We start from the raw sequence: 13,756 nt of genomic DNA on the forward strand, positions 1-13,756 counted from the left end.
GGCGCGCCTCGCAGATCGGTTCGAAACAGAAACAGCTCCGGGCGCGCCGTGCATCGATGTCGGACAGCCCGATGATGGGGCTGTGCGCCGTGCTGACGTTCGGTGCCGCCGCATGGTTCACGGTGATGGCGATCCATCCGGTGGAACCGATCGTGCTCGGCTGGTTCCTTGCCCCGGCGAGCGCCGCGCTCGCGGCAGCCGTGTGCTGGCAGACGTCGGAGACGCCATCGGTCGGTCAGGTGGGGCGGTCGTTCTGGCGTTCCATGAGCACCGCACTCGCCGTATGCGGCGTGGCAATGGTCTCCCGAATCACCGATTCCTTGAACACCGATGGGACCATGACCGCCCGATTCAGCGGGCTGAGCGCGGCATTTCATGCCATCGCCATGCTCGTGATGATGGCCGCGCTGATCCGGCTTCCGTCCGGCATCGAATCGCGGCGCCAGGCGGTGACGCTGTGGCTGGACATGGGCACGGTGATGACCAGCAGCGCCGTCTTCCTGTGGCATTTCCGCCTCCAGCCGGTCCTCGACCGGGACGAGGTCCGGACCACGACGATCTTGACTTTCGTCATGCCGATCCTCGCGTTCATCGGCATCGTCGTGGTGAAGGTGGCTATGACCGGTTCGGCTGCCCTGGACCGGGGTGTGCTCGTGCTGCTGGGCGCTGCCCTCGTCGCCGGCATCCCCGGCTCGAGCGTGGCGAGGGCGCTGGTGCACGCGACATATCTCGACATCAGTCTTCTCGGGGTTCCGGTGTCGTGCATGCTGATCGCCCTGGGGCCCGCCGCGAGGTCAGCCGGGCTCGGCCGATCCTCGAGAACTCAACCCGGCCGCGCACCGGGACCGGGTCGGGGCCGGCGGAAACCACGGCGGTGTCGTCGCAGCGCCGACGTCACTACAGCCTCCTGCCCTACACGGCGATCGCCGCCACCGACGTCCTGCTGGTGATGAGCATCGCCCGCAACAGCGAAGATCGACTTCGCCGCACGGAGCGCCGGTTCCGGTCGCTGGCGCAGAACGCCACCGACGTGGTGTTCATCAGCGAACCCGGTGGCTCCATCTCCTATGTCAGCCCTTCGGTGTGGCGGATTCTCGGGCGCAAGCCCGCGGACCTGCACCAGGTCGCGTTCCTGCCACTGATTCACCCCGGTGACCGGGACGCCGTCGCCGAGCAACTCGCGGCGGCGGCCGCGGCGGCGGCGAGAGCACGACGTATCAGGCTCGGGTGGCCCACGCGGATGGGTCGTGGAAATGGATGGAGGTGACCAGCACTAACCTGATCGACGAGCCCAGCGTGGCCGGCCTGGTGCACAACTCCCGTGACGTCACCGAGACTCGCCAGGTGCAGGAACGGCTCAGGTACGAGGCCACTCACGATGTGCTGACGGGACTGGCGAACCGCGCCCTGTTCGCCGAACGACTGGACGCTGCCGTGTCCCGGACCGAGCCCGACAGCCGGTTTGCCGTCGCGCCCGTCGATCTGGACGACTTCAAGCTGGTCAACGACACTCTTGGCCACGCGGCAGGTGACTCTCTGCTTGTCGCAGTCGCCCAGCGGATGAGTGACGCAGTCAGACCTGGCGATACCGTCGCCCGCCTCGGGGGCGACGAGTTCGCGTTGCTTCTCGACGGCGTTGATCCGCCTCAGGTGCATCAGGTCGCGAGCCGGCTGGCCGGCACCGTGGGTGGGCCCGTACACACCGGGGGGAACCTGTTGTCGGTCCGTGCCAGCTACGGCGTCGTCGACGGTGCGGTGGGCGACGATCCGGGTGAACTGCTGCGCCGGGCGGACATCGCCATGTATGAGGCGAAGAACCGTGGCGACGGCGGCTGCCAGCGTTATCAGCCCAGCATGCAGGTGCGCGGCATCGACCGGCAGGCGGCTGCGTCCGTCGCGCGATAGCCGCTTCCAGGAGCGCAGCGCAATCATCTCCGTCAATCTTGACACGCCAGAAACCGATTAGTAGCGTCAACAATCAGATTTCTGAAACGATTCAGTACATGCCGCTTCCTGGGTCCGGACCTGTCGATCGACAGTCCTGCGTCACGTCTTGCCGCCCTGATCCGGAGGCGCCCCCGACGGGAGTCATCGTGATTCGATCATCAGGCCCAACCCCCGCTCCCTCCCGGGCAGACCGCAGAGCCGTCCTGAAGTCGTTCGGCGCGGCGGGGGTCGCCGCAGCCGCCGCTCCCCTGGTGTCCAGCACGCCTGCCCAGGCAAGTCGCGCCGAGGTGCCGCTCACGATCGACTGGCAGGGCGCCGGACTCATCTCCAGGACGACACCGACGCTGCAGGTCGTCGTAAACCCTCTGGTCCGGCGAGGATCCCCGATCGTCGAAGACGCCTACCGCGCGCTTCGCGACCTCAACGCCAAGTACGTGCGCTTCGTTCCCTGGTTCCCGTACCCGAAGCTCGGGGTCGCCGAGCTCGAACCCCCGTCCAACGGCCGGACGAGCTGGGACTTCACCCTGATCGACCCGCTCGTCGAAGACTTCGTGGAAGCCACCAGAGGCAGATCGCCGATGCTGAACTTCAGCACCATCCCGCAATGGATGTGGCAACCCACCCCGTGGACGATCAGGGACGGAGCGCTGCACGTCGCCGGCGGTGACAACGCCATCGCCGCGACCGGGAAGGGCTGGACCGACTACACCTTCGCCGTCGATGTCACGCCCCTGGCGACCGGGCCGCAGGGAACGCCCCCTTACGCGCAGGCGGGGTGGCTGTCGCGCATGCAGGACCCGGACAACGGCTACGCCTTCCTGCTCTCCAACTTCGCCTACTCCACGCCTGCGGCGACCGGATACATCGTCTTCGTCCTCCTTCAGAACGGTCGACCGGTCAGCGTTCGTCCCACCGCCCTGCCGTTCGCGGTCGAACCCGGACGCACCTATCGGGTGCGAACGACGGTGACCGGCGCCGATCTCACGGTCACCGTGGACGGCACCGAGGTCCTCACGGTCCACGACGAGACGTACCCTTCGGGAACCGTCGGATTCCGGGAGTTCGACACCGAATCAGCGACCTTCGACAACGTCGCCGTGACGACAGCCGGCGGAGAGACGGTGCTCGCCGACGACTTCTCGGGCGACCTGTCTCGATGGGCCCCTCCCGTCGCCTATCCGCAGGACCCCAACCAAGCGGACTTCGGCTACTCGGCGGGCACCAGGCTCGCCGTTCCGGTCGAGGTCGTCGCGGACTACTACAAGCGGCTGATCAGTTGGTACACGGCCGGCGGCTTCACCGACGAGTACGGCAAGTTTCACCGGTCCCGCCACCACTACCCGTTGCCCTACTGGGAAGTGCTCAACGAGATCGATTTCGAGCACGCGATCAGTCCGCAGCTCTACACCGCGCTGTACGACGCGATCGTCACCGGTATCCGCGAAGTCTCGCCCAACACCAGGTTCGTCGGGCTGTCGCTCGGCAACGCGGCGAGTCTCGATTACTACCGGTACTTTCTCAACCCGGACAACCACCGGCCAGGCGTTCCGCTCGATCTCATCAGTTATCACTTCTACGCCCAGCCCAACCCGGCGGACACAGTGGACCAGCTGGGCCCGGACGGCTTCTCGCAGGCCGAGCGTTTCGTCGCGACCGTCGCGCAGATCGAGGAGATCCGCCGCAGCATCGCGCCCACGGTGCGCACCACCGTCAACGAGGTCGGGACGATCCTGCCGCAGTCGTCCACCCAGCCCGATCCCGCGCCGATCCCGGACGCCTACTGGAACTTCTCCGCCGGCATCTACGCCTACGTGTTCGCCCGGCTCGCGCTGCTGGGCATCGACATCGTCGGCGAGAGCCAGTTGGTGGGCCATCCGGGACAGTTCCCGTCGGTCACGATGGTGGACTGGACGAGCGGTGATCCCAATGCCCGCTACCACGTGCTCGACCTGATCCTGGCGGAGATCCGGCCCGGCTGCGAACTCATCGAGATCCCGGACCAGCCGCAAGCGGGCACGCTCTACGCCCTCGCCGTTCGCGACCGGGGACGCCGCAAGGTGCTGATGATCAACAAGACGAACACCGCCGTGACCGTCGAGATCGACGGCCTGCGCCGGGCCCTCGTCCGGATCGTGGATCAGCAGAACGCCGGTGGCGCCATCCGCGAGGAGCGGGCCACCAGCGACACCTTCGTCCTGGGCGGATACGGGGTCGCGGTCGCCAGGCTGCAAGGCTGACGACGAACCGTCCACGTCCCCGCGAGCGTCTGCTCGGCGGGGACGTGGACGGTCAAGCCGGTCGTCGCTCGGGCCTATCGCGCGAGCTCGACGGCCGGGGCGCTGTCCTCCTCCTCGGTGCTGGGCGGGGTGGGGGTGTGCAGAGCACTGCCCTCCACGTCGAGGTTCGGCAGGATCCGGTCGAGCCAGGCGGGCAGCGACCACGCCGAGCGTCCAAGCAGGGCGAGCACGGCCGGCACGATCGTCATCCGGACCAGGAACGCGTCGACCAGCACCGCGGTGGCCAGCCCGAGACCGGGCATCTTGATCTGCAGGTCCGGCGAGAGCATGAACCCGGAGAAGATGCTGATCATGATGACCGCGGCGGCCGTCACGACCCTGGAACTGGCGGAGAACCCGTCGATGATCGCGTCCCGCGGTTCGGCGCCGGCGACGTGCTCCTCCCGCATGCGGGTCACCAGGAACACCTCGTAGTCCATGGCCAGGCCGAACGCGATCCCGATGATGAAGATCGGCATCATGCTCACGATCGGCCCGGTCGCGGGCACCCCGAGCAATCCGTTGAGCCAGCCCCACTGGAACACCGCGACCATGGTGCCGAACGTCGCGCCGATGGTGAGCAGGAACCCCAGGGTGGCCTTGATCGGCACCAGGATCGACCGGAAGACCACCAGCAGCAGCAGGAACGCCAGTCCGACGATCAGTGCGAGATACGGCAGCAGCGAACCGCTGATCGTCTCCGACGCGTCGATGTTCACCGCCGTGATACCGGTGACCGAGACTTCACCGCCCGGCGTGTCCGCGGTGGCCGATCGGATCGCGTTCACCAGATCCGTGGTGGCCGGGTCGTTCGGGCCGGTCGTCGGGATCACCTGGAAGATCGACACCGTGCCCGATTCCGACGCTCGGGCCGGGCTCACCCCGGCCACTCCCGGCAGGGCGGCGACCGTCGCACTGACCGCATCCGCATCCGCGCCCGCGCCGTCCACCACGATGGTGAGCTGACCGTTGTAGCCCGGCCCGAACCCCTGCGCGGTCAGGTCGTACGCCTTGCGCGGTGAGGAGTCCGCCGCGGCCGTCCCGTCGTCGGGCAGGCCCAGCCGCAGATCCATCGCCGGGATCGCCGCGACACCCAGCACCGCAACGCCCATCACCACCGCGATCACCGGGCGGCGCAGCACCAGCATCACCCAGCGACGCCCCAGCGTCATCTTCCGCTCGTCGGCCACGACAGCGGGAGCACGGCGGGCGCGCCGGCCCACGATCCGGCGGCCGGCGAAGCCGAACAGCGCCGGCAGCAGCGTCAGCGCGATCAGCACGGCCACGGCCACCACACCCGCGGAGCCCAGACCCATCACGGTCAGGAACGGAACGTTGACCACCATCAACCCGACCAGTGCGATGATCACCGTCAGGCCGGCGAAGACGACCGCGGAACCCGCCGTCCCCACCGCGCGGCCGGCGGCCTCTTCGGGTTCATGGCCCTTCGCCAGCTCCGACCGATAGCGCGAGGTGATGAACAGGGCATAGTCGATGCCCACCGCCAGGCCGAGCATCAAGGCCAGCGTGCTCACCGCGGACGGCATGTCCACCACCGCCGACACCAGGCCGATCCCCGTGAAACCGATGACCACACCCAGGATCGCGGTCAGCAACGGCAGTCCGGCAGCCACCATCGACCCGAACGTCAGCAGCAGAACCAGAGCCGCGACAACCACGCCGATGATCTCCGCGTTACCCAGTTCGGGTTGCCCGCCGTCGACCGCGTTGCCGCCGGCTTCGGCGGCCAGCCCGGCAGTGCGGGCGCCCTCCAACGCCGCCGTCAGACCATCCTGCGCCGCCGTGGTGAGCTCATCACCGTCCACGCCGTAGGAGACCTCAATGATCCCGAATCGGCCCTCCGGACTGGTCGATCGTTCATCCAACTCTGCGACGTCCACCACCTGCGGCGACCCGCCGAGCCGTGACACCAGCTCGGACACCGCCGCCGCGTTCGCCGGATCGGTGAGTTTCTGCCCCTCGGGCGCAGCGATCACCACCTGCGCCGACGAGCCCTCGCCATCCGACTGCGGGAACTCCCGCTGCAACGTGTCGATCGCGACCTGCGCCTCGGTGCCCGGCACCTCCAGGCCGTTGGTCGGCGTGCCCGACCACATGATGAAACCGCCGACCGACAAACCTACGGCCAACAACCAGCCCACCAGGACGAACCCACGCCGGCGAAACCCGAACCGGCCCACGCGATACAAGAAACCAGCCATCAGATATCAATCTCCTAGAATGCGGTGTTGCGGATCGAAGAATGGTTGAGAACAGTCGGCGAACGGGTCAGCGTCCATCCGATGTGACCGTGCCGCCGAGTCGTCGTCCGATGAACTCGAGCATGTCGTCACGGCGGATCCATGCGATGACGGCGACGAGGAGTGTCAGGACGAGCGGCACGAGCAGGTCAGCGTCGAGCAGGAAGATCTCGGTCAGGACGGCGCCACCCATGACGCCGGTGAGCCCGAGCGCGGCGAACCCGCTCAGACGCGGGATCAGCAGTCCGATGCCGCCGGCGACTTCCAGACTGCCGGTGAGATAGCGCAACCATTGCCCGACGCCGATGTCGGTGAATGTCTGCACAGCCTGCTCGCTGCCCGTCAGCTTGCCGAGACCGAAATTGGCGATGAAGAGGGCGGCGAGGGCGATCTGAAGGGTCCAGAGCGCGATGTTGCCGACTCTGACGGTCGTGCCCGTGGAGGGCACAGCCGGTGTTCGGTTCACGGATTACTCCCGTTCTGTGAGGTGGCGGCCCGTGGTGGCAACGGCGGGGGAAACGGCCTGAGCCTCGATCGCTGCCAGACAAACAATCGTCGTGCGGGCCGTACGGCGCGTCCTCCAGCTGGGGACAATGCGGGCTACCACCGCTGTAGTAGCGCTGCGGGCTGAGGCGCAAAGCCGCCTGCCGGCGTTGTAGAGACAAGCGGGATCGCGCGCCGGCAAGCTCCACTCTCGACACAGCGACGAGTGGACAACACGGTGCCCACCAAGGCGTCGTGCCCGAAAGGGCCGAGATCTTGCCCGAAGATTCGCGGCGTCAGTCGACTGTTCGACGGCCAGTCAACGAACCTCGAATGTGTGGCCGCACTCGCCGCAGATCAGCGGTGACCCCAATACACTCGGCATGCCATCGGAAACACCAAGGTGCCGTCCTCGGCCTGGAACGGCAGCACCGCGTCTTCCAGCCCCGACCGGACGCGGCTCGCTCCGGCGATGTCCAAAGCATCGAACGCCCGGGCGAAAGGAATGGGTCCGGACGCGATCTGCCACAGCACATCCACCGACGGCAGCCGCACCGACCAGTGGAAAAGTTCAGACTCCAGCGCCGACAGGCCCGCCTGACGCATCACTCGCTCACGCAGACCGGGAGCTGCCAGCTGCGTCAGGTAGGCGAAGTCAGGCAGCGCGTCTGCCGGCACCTGCACGGCCAAGGCGTCCGCGATCGTCGTCATCAAGGTGTTCAATGCCATGTCGTCGAAGGCCGCGAAGCTGAAGGGTGCGCCCGGTGCCAGCACTCGCGCGAGCTCGCGGGCTGAAGTCGGGAGATCACCCTCTTGCAGGAAGCCGAACTGGGAGACGGCGCCGGACATGCTGCCATCCGCCAGGTCCAGCCGGTCCAGCGACATGACCTCGAAGCGAACGTTGCCGATCTGGTGGGTACGCGCTATCGACCGAGCCCGATCGATCAGCGCCGGGGTCATATCGACGCCGAGCACTTCGAGGTCTCGCCGGTCCTGCGCCAGGACGAAGGTCGGCTGACCGTTACCGCAGGCGAGATCGACGATTTCCGACCCGGCGGGAAGGGATGGCAGCCGGCCGAGGAGCGCCTCCGTCACCGGGCTGGTCGGCGGCACGGCGGTAGTCATCCCGGCAGCGGCACGCTGCCAGTCAACCTCCGGGCTCTTGCGCTGCGGCATCGGTGTGGTGGAGCTCGTCATAGCGCGTTCCTCACTGGCCGGGCGGAACATGCACGGACGCGCAATGTGTTCAGCGCGCCGACAGGTCGTCCGCTGACTTAAGCGCCCGGTGTGGCGAAGGCGCCATGTCCGTACCGCACCGCCGCATAAGCGTTTGTGCTCGGGCGGATATCATCTCCTCGCGTGGACATGATCGATGAGATGGTCAGCAGCGCACGGGCCGGCAGGGTGATGGCCCGGACAACCCGCGAGTCGGGCACCTGGGGATGGCGCTTCGCGGCCTTCGAGGGCGCGGGCTTCCACGTCATCCGGCGCGGTTCGCCATGGTTGATCACCGCCGACCGTGACCCGATCGCCTTGAGTGCCGGTGACATCGTGCTCGCACCCCACGGCACCGAGCACGGGCTCTGTCACCGCCCGGTCGCGCTCACTGAACTCCCGACAGGGTTTTCGGAGGTCGCGGGGCCGCCCGATCCGCGGGCCTCCGCCGTTGAATTTCTCTGCGGCGCCTACCGCCTCGATCGAGGTCGAGTCCACCATCTGCTGCGGGCGCTGCCCGATTCAGTTCAGGTATCGCCGGACTATGACCGTCACCCGGACCTCAGGACGCTCGCCGGCCTGCTGGATGAGAACGTGTCGCGGCCGGCGCTTGGTGGTCAGGTGACCCTGGCTGCACTGGTCGACCTGCTCCTCGTGCAGGTCCTGCGACTGTGGCACGACGAGCACCGACCCACCGGCTGGCCCACGGTCGAAGACACCGCCGTCGTCGTCGCGCTTCGCGAGATCCACGAGAACCCGCACATGCCCTGGACCGTGCCGCAGCTCAGTGCTTTGACGGGCACTTCGCGAACGGCGTTCAGCCGTCGCTTCAATGCGGCAGTGGGCAAGCCGCCCATGGCTTACCTGATCAGCTGGCGGCTGGTCCGGGCCGCGCAGTTGCTGCGCGAAACGCAGGCGACGCTCGCCGAAATCGCCCACCAGGTCGGGTACACGTCGGAGTTCGCCTTTGCCGGAGCCTTCCGGCGGGAGTTCGGTATCGCACCGGGCCGCTTCCGCCACCACGATCCAGCGGCCCACGTGCCGATCGACCCGGCGAACGGCCGAGGATCGACCGAGATTCAGCTGTGAGCGAGTGAGATCGCGCCGATCACGTCGACATGTCCTGCGCGAGAGGCGCCGGCAGGAAGGCCCGTACGGCGAACCGGCCGTCCGCGTCGGGACCAGCATCCAGTGTCCCGCCCACCGCCGCAGCCCGTTCACGCATCCCGGTCAGGCCGTGCCCGGAGGTCGGGTGCGGACGAGCTGTGGAACCGGTCCGGTTGTCGACGGCGATGGCCAGCCCGCCGGCGGTGTAGCTGAGCCGGAGGTGGGCGGTGGGGTCGCCGCCGTGTTTGCGGACGTTGGTCAGTGATTCCTGGACGATGCGGTAGGCGGCGAGGTCGACGGCGGAGGGCAGTGGTCTGGCTTCGCCGTCCTGCTGGTGCGCGACCCGCAAACCGGCGGCTGCCACGGAGTCGAGCAGCCCGCCGAGCCGGCTCAGGCCGGGTGTCGGTTCGGTGGTCGCTTCCGGGTCATCCGAGCGGCGGAGCACGGTCAGCACGGTGGAGAGTTCCTCGAGCACGGTGCCGACAGCCTGCCGAATGTGTCCCAGGGCTTCCTCGGCCTGATCCGGGCGCGGCCGCAGCAGATGTGACGCCACCTCGGTCTGCACGTTGATCACGGCAATGTGGTGCGCCACGACATCGTGCAGCTCGCGGGCGATGCGCAGCCGCTCCTCCGCCACCCGCCGCCGGGCTTCCTCCTCGCGGCTCTGCTCGGCCCGCTCGGCCCGCTCTTCGACCGCCGCGAGGTAGGCCCGCCTGGTGCGCACCGCGTCACCGACCGCAATTGCCATTCCCATCCAGCCCAGGTCCTCCAGACTTTCCGAGGAGTCCCATCCTTGTCCGTTGAAGACGACGGCGGCGAAGAAGACGATCAGCGCGGCGGCCGTGCCGGTCATCCACGCGGTAGTGCGCTTGATGCGTGAGGCGACGGTGTACGCACAGATCACCGACACCGCGGTGAGGACGTATATCTCCCCGGCCTCGGCCACCGCCCACGCCGCACCGACGGCGGCGATCAGCAGGACGGGCACCGGCCAGCGGCGCCGCAGGGTGATCAGCAGGGCTGCGGCCGCGGCGACCACGACGTCCAGTGCCGTCAGGTGGCGACCTGGGATGCCGCGGGGTCCCTCCAGCACAGAGATCAGGGACAACCCGCCGATGAGCACGCCCAGCAGCGCGTCGATCACCTGAGGATGGCGGGCCACAACAGCCTCGGCGCGCGGCAGCCAGGTCGACAACAGGGGCATGCCGGTCACCGTACGGGACAGCACCTGAGCCCACGTCGTCTACACGCGTGCACACGCCGACCGCCTCGGCTACCACTGCGGCGGTAGCCGACAATGCCCACAGCCGGAGGACGCGGACGGTACCCGCTGCGGACGATCGTGACGACATGGCTGATGACCACAGATCACTGATGACCCGGGCTCACCCGATGCCCTCTCTGTTCCGGCATCCCGCGGAAGGCTGGCTTCGGCGTCGAGGTTCCCGATCGCCGTGCCCGCCCCTGCCTCGAGGAGAGCGGGTGCTGGCCAGTGAGCACGACGCCACGGGAGATCGACAGGTCGTGGCGACCCAGCACGCGATGTACTACCAGAGCTCCCCGTGGGAGATGGAACCGTGGCACCGGCTGGGCTGGGAGCAGGTTGAACGAGCCGACTTCGACGCCGACCGCGCCGAGATCACGTTCGTTCACCTGGAGCCGCAAGCGGCGCCGAAACTGACAATGCGGCTGGCTGCCGACCTCAGATTTCTCGATCTGGCCCGCGAGCGGATCACCGCGACCACCCTGCTGCACGTGCCGCTCGAACGGTCCGGACAACCGGCCGGCTGGCTCTCGGCACGGCGGCGGACCGATGGACGCGGCGATGTGCGGTGGGTCCTGTACGGCGGCGAAAGCCAGTGGACCTGCGAAGAAGTGGCGCTGGCCATCAGACGAGCCCGTGCCCAGGCCGGCCTGTAGAGGGCGCACATCGCCGCCGAGGCAACCGGATCCGCCACCGAAGGAAGGAAACGTCATGCTCACCTACGCTCAGGCGGCACCCGCCCAGAATCTGATCCAGTCCTATCTGGCCGCGGTCAACCATCCCCTGCTCGCCTCCTTCGACTCCCTGCCGGTCGGCGCACACGTGGTCGACCTCGGCTGCGGGACCGGGGAACCATCGCTGTCACTGGCCCACCGCCGCCCGGACCTGCGCATCACCGGGATCGACACCGCCGCGCCGCTGCTGGACACCGCCCGCGCCAAGGCCGCTCGCGACGGGCTCGCCGGGGTCGGCTTCCGGACGATGCCCATGGAGGACCTGGACTTCGCCGACGACAGCATCGACGGCATCGTCTCGCGCATGGGTCTGCTGACGGCAGAGCTTGCGCCCCTCGACGCCACGCTGAGCGAAGCCGCCCGTGTGCTGCGCCCCGGCGGACTGCTGAGCGTCGCAACATGGCCTGATCCGGCGTCGAACCCCTACACCGGTGTCGCCGTCCCGGTCCTGCGGCACGTGCTGGGCGAGAGCGCGGTTCCCGACTTCGAAGCCCGTTACGCCGAGTTCGCACTCGACAGCGCGTGGGAGAAACCGTTTGCGGGCGCGGGTTTCACGCGGATCGATGCGACCCGGTTCTCCTGGGAGATCGAGTGCCCCGACTTCGAGACATGGTGGCAGCTGGAGTCCGGCGCCGGCCCGTTCAAGCCCGTCTTCGACACACTCGACGAGCGCGAACGCACCATCGCCCGGCAGATGATGGGCGACATCATCAGCGACTACCAGACCGCGTTCGGCAGCTATTTCATGCCGGCGACCTGCCGCATCATCACTGCCGAACGGGATTGTGCCGCCGACTGGGGTCTCATCCGCGGATCAGACCGGCTGCCTGGTATCCGATGACCACGCACGGCGCCATGGTGTTGCCGGACGTCACGCGGGGCAGGACCGACGCGTCCGCGACGCGTAGGTTCTCGAAACCTCGGACGCGCAGCTCCGCATCGACCACAGCGTTTTCGTCGAGACCCATGCGTGCGGTTCCACACTGATGCCAGAACGTGCTGGCGGCGGCGCGAAGGTAAGCCGCGACGTCGTCGTCGGAGACGTCTCCCGGGACGGCGCGGATGCCCCGGTAGGAATCCATGGCCTTGGCGTGTGCGATCGATTCGGCGAAGCGGTATGCCTCGACGGCATCTCGGAGGTCATCGGGTTCGTCGAAGAATCCGGTGTCGATCAGCGGGGCGCTCGCCGGGTCGGAGTCTGCGAGCCGCACGGATCCGCGCGATCGCAGGCGCATGCCGAGCAGGAAAGTGAACGCTTTCTCCGGTCTGCCGTAACGTGCCTGCGCCTCGGGGCTCATGAACGCGTCGGCCCCGGAGTACATGAGGAACTTGGGCGAGTCCGCGCCGCCGTCGCTGCCCCAGAACGACACCGCTTGAGCGCGTGGCGGCGGAGGCATCTCTTCTGCGCCGGCCTCCCAGACACAGCCGAACATGAGGTGGTCGTCGAGATTGGCGCCGACTCCGGGCAGATTTTCGAGGACGTCGATGCCCAAGTCTTCGAGGTGCTCGGCGGGGCCGATGCCGGACTGCATGAGGATCTTGGGTGTCTGCACCGCCCCGAGGCTGAGAACGACCTGGCGTGCGGCCCGAAAGCTGACCGGGCGGCCGGCTGAAACCGCCTCGACGCCGACCGCGCGCTTACCGTCGAACAGGACCCGCGTGACCAGTGTCTGCGTGAGTACCGTCAGGTTGCGCTGCCGGCGCCGGGGGGTGACCAGCGCCCGGAACGGCGACAGCCGCGAACCGTTTTCGACGATCTCGTCCCGGACGGCGCAGCCGGGTCCGTTCTCCGCGAGTTCGCCGTTCGGGCTGTCGTACCGCCGAAGGCCGACGGACTCGGCTCCTTCGAGCATGGCAGCGAAGAACGGGTGCACCTGCTGCGCCGGCTGAACGTGCATGGGCCCCGCTGTGCCTCGCCGGACGGGGTCGGGTTCGCCACTCCACGTCTCCAGATCGCGGTACGCGCTGAGGGCCGAACGATAGTCCCAGCGCGGGTCCCCACTGATCGCGGCGATGTCCTCCCAGTCACGTCGATGGCCACGGGACCAGACTCCGACGTTGATGCTTGCACCGCCACCGAGTCCTTTGCCCATCGAATAGAACAGGCGCCGGTGATCGATCTGTGCGCCCGGCGCGGTGACATAGCCCCAATCGCGTTCGCTGCCGAGATTTTCGAACCACCGATCGGGAGTGGACACCCGATCGTCGGCGTCGTCGGGTCCCGCTTCCAACAGCAGCACACTGAGGTCATGGTCGGCCGCGAGCAGACCCGCGACCGTCGAGCCGGCCGAGCCCGCGCCGCAGACGATGACGTCGAATTCGCCTCCGGCCAGTTGCCGTTCCAGATCGGCCAGGGGTCCGGCGTTCGTGCGCTGTTGACTGTCGTCCACGTGGTCACTCCTCGTTGGGCCCGCCAGGCGGGCGCGGCGTTCTCTTCACCTGGTCCGGCCGGCGCCTCGGCCAGTGTGT

12 protein-coding genes are annotated in these 13,756 nt (G+C 68.0%); 7 read left to right on the forward strand and 5 right to left on the reverse strand.

Going from position 1 to position 13,756, the window contains the following annotated elements:
• The first annotated feature begins 56 nt into the window (after nt 1-56).
• From ACZ6TI_RS13175 to ACZ6TI_RS13190, 4 genes are read left to right on the forward strand one after another with little or no spacing between them, the layout of a single operon-like run.
• Nucleotides 57-950 (forward strand): hypothetical protein, encoded by an 894-nt coding sequence (locus ACZ6TI_RS13175; protein ID WP_465345255.1) that lies wholly within the window; start codon nt 57-59, stop codon nt 948-950.
• Nucleotides 950-1,267 carry a PAS domain-containing protein gene (locus ACZ6TI_RS13180; protein ID WP_465345256.1) on the forward strand — a complete coding sequence of 106 codons (318 nt, stop codon included), beginning with the start codon at nt 950-952 and terminating at the stop codon, nt 1,265-1,267. Before ACZ6TI_RS13175 ends, ACZ6TI_RS13180 begins: the two co-directional genes overlap by 1 nt.
• On the forward strand, nt 1,258-1,905 hold the full coding sequence (locus ACZ6TI_RS13185; protein WP_465345257.1) for a diguanylate cyclase domain-containing protein: 648 nt from the start codon (nt 1,258-1,260) through the stop codon (nt 1,903-1,905). The genes ACZ6TI_RS13180 and ACZ6TI_RS13185 overlap by 10 nt, the downstream gene beginning before the upstream one ends.
• Before the next feature lie 38 nt (nt 1,906-1,943).
• On the forward strand, nt 1,944-4,184 hold the full coding sequence (locus ACZ6TI_RS13190) for a 3-keto-alpha-glucoside-1,2-lyase-like domain-containing protein (RefSeq protein ID WP_465345258.1): 2,241 nt from the start codon (nt 1,944-1,946) through the stop codon (nt 4,182-4,184).
• Between the two features lie 74 nt (nt 4,185-4,258).
• Here the strand turns inward: ACZ6TI_RS13190 and ACZ6TI_RS13195 are convergent, their stop codons facing one another.
• The 3 genes from ACZ6TI_RS13195 to ACZ6TI_RS13205 form a co-directional block, all read right to left on the reverse strand.
• Nucleotides 4,259-6,445 carry an MMPL family transporter gene (locus tag ACZ6TI_RS13195; RefSeq protein ID WP_465345259.1) on the reverse strand — a complete coding sequence of 729 codons (2,187 nt, stop codon included), beginning with the start codon at nt 6,443-6,445 and terminating at the stop codon, nt 4,259-4,261.
• A 67-nt stretch (nt 6,446-6,512) separates the two neighbouring features.
• On the reverse strand, nt 6,513-6,950 hold the full coding sequence (locus ACZ6TI_RS13200; protein ID WP_465345260.1) for a DoxX family protein: 438 nt from the start codon (nt 6,948-6,950) through the stop codon (nt 6,513-6,515).
• Nucleotides 6,951-7,324: 374 nt separating this feature from the next.
• On the reverse strand, nt 7,325-8,164 hold the full coding sequence (locus tag ACZ6TI_RS13205) for a class I SAM-dependent methyltransferase (protein WP_465345261.1): 840 nt from the start codon (nt 8,162-8,164) through the stop codon (nt 7,325-7,327).
• 168 nt (nt 8,165-8,332) lie between these two features.
• Here ACZ6TI_RS13205 and ACZ6TI_RS13210 point away from each other — a divergent pair, with 168 nt between their 5' ends.
• On the forward strand, nt 8,333-9,271 hold the full coding sequence (locus tag ACZ6TI_RS13210) for an AraC family transcriptional regulator (protein WP_465345451.1): 939 nt from the start codon (nt 8,333-8,335) through the stop codon (nt 9,269-9,271).
• Between the two features lie 19 nt (nt 9,272-9,290).
• On the opposite strand, the gene ACZ6TI_RS13215 is transcribed toward ACZ6TI_RS13210, so the two are convergent.
• Nucleotides 9,291-10,493, reverse strand: a complete 1,203-nt coding sequence (locus ACZ6TI_RS13215; protein ID WP_465345262.1) for a sensor histidine kinase — start codon at nt 10,491-10,493, stop codon at nt 9,291-9,293.
• Nucleotides 10,494-10,771: 278 nt separating this feature from the next.
• Here ACZ6TI_RS13215 and ACZ6TI_RS13220 point away from each other — a divergent pair, with 278 nt between their 5' ends.
• Both ACZ6TI_RS13220 and ACZ6TI_RS13225 read left to right on the forward strand, forming a co-directional pair.
• The gene (locus ACZ6TI_RS13220; RefSeq protein WP_465345263.1) at nt 10,772-11,209 is read left to right on the forward strand and encodes a hypothetical protein; all 438 of its coding nucleotides are present in this window, start codon (nt 10,772-10,774) and stop codon (nt 11,207-11,209) included.
• Nucleotides 11,190-12,128 (forward strand): class I SAM-dependent methyltransferase, encoded by a 939-nt coding sequence (locus tag ACZ6TI_RS13225; RefSeq protein ID WP_465345264.1) that lies wholly within the window; start codon nt 11,190-11,192, stop codon nt 12,126-12,128. The genes ACZ6TI_RS13220 and ACZ6TI_RS13225 overlap by 20 nt, the downstream gene beginning before the upstream one ends.
• On the opposite strand, the gene ACZ6TI_RS13230 is transcribed toward ACZ6TI_RS13225, so the two are convergent.
• Entirely contained in the window at nt 12,091-13,677 is a 1,587-nt protein-coding gene (locus ACZ6TI_RS13230) for a GMC family oxidoreductase (RefSeq protein WP_465345265.1), read from the reverse strand. The genes ACZ6TI_RS13225 and ACZ6TI_RS13230 overlap by 38 nt on opposite strands.
• Nucleotides 13,678-13,756: the final 79 nt, after the last annotated feature.

The sequence above is a fragment of the Actinoplanes sp. NPDC051388 genome, from assembly GCF_055586225.1.

Bases quoted from the DNA above. Each gene is read 5' to 3' on its own strand.
- ACZ6TI_RS13175 (WP_465345255.1), top strand. From the start codon at position 57: ATGTCGGACAGCCCGATGATGGGGCTGTGCGCCGTGCTGACGTTCGGT.
- ACZ6TI_RS13180 (WP_465345256.1), top strand. From the start codon at position 950: ATGAGCATCGCCCGCAACAGCGAAGATCGACTTCGCCGCACGGAGCGC.
- ACZ6TI_RS13185 (WP_465345257.1), top strand. From the start codon at position 1,258: ATGGAGGTGACCAGCACTAACCTGATCGACGAGCCCAGCGTGGCCGGC.
- ACZ6TI_RS13195 (WP_465345259.1), bottom strand. From the start codon at position 6,445: ATGGCTGGTTTCTTGTATCGCGTGGGCCGGTTCGGGTTTCGCCGGCGT.
- ACZ6TI_RS13205 (WP_465345261.1), bottom strand. From the start codon at position 8,164: ATGACGAGCTCCACCACACCGATGCCGCAGCGCAAGAGCCCGGAGGTT.
- ACZ6TI_RS13210 (WP_465345451.1), top strand. From the start codon at position 8,333: ATGATCGATGAGATGGTCAGCAGCGCACGGGCCGGCAGGGTGATGGCC.
- ACZ6TI_RS13215 (WP_465345262.1), bottom strand. From the start codon at position 10,493: ATGCCCCTGTTGTCGACCTGGCTGCCGCGCGCCGAGGCTGTTGTGGCC.